The organism is Polaribacter sargassicola (genome assembly GCF_021991835.1).
GTDB classification, from domain to species: Bacteria; Bacteroidota; Bacteroidia; order Flavobacteriales; family Flavobacteriaceae; genus Polaribacter; species Polaribacter sargassicola.
This window is the reverse complement of sequence record NZ_JAHDAU010000145.1, coordinates 1-310: the sequence shown is the minus strand read 5'-3', so window position 1 is coordinate 310 and position 310 is coordinate 1. Positions and strand designations below refer to the sequence as shown.

Genomic DNA, 310 nt, shown 5'->3' with positions numbered 1-310 from the left:
GCCGAGTACATGATCGAGCTCTCCCGCGCCTTCGCGACCGATCCCGCGAGGCCGATCTGGCTGCAGGAGGTCGGCGCCCCGTCGAACTGCCTCACCCCGGAGGAGACGCCCGGCTTCCTGGAGGCGACCGTGCGCTCCGCCGCCCGGACCGAGAACCTGTGGGGCGTCACCTGGTGGTGCTCGCACGATGTGAGCCGTGAGCTCGCGGACTACCCCGAGCTGGAGTACTCGCTGGGCCTGCTGGAGAACGGCGGGGCCGTGAAGCCGATCGGCCGGCGGTTCGCCGAGATCATCCCCGAGCTGCGTGCAC

General features: G+C 71.0%; 1 protein-coding gene. It reads left to right on the top strand.

What is annotated here, in order from left to right; all coding sequences use genetic code 11:
* On the top strand, nt 1-310 hold a 310-nt coding region (locus tag KI686_RS17575), incomplete at both ends, for a hypothetical protein (protein WP_237590364.1).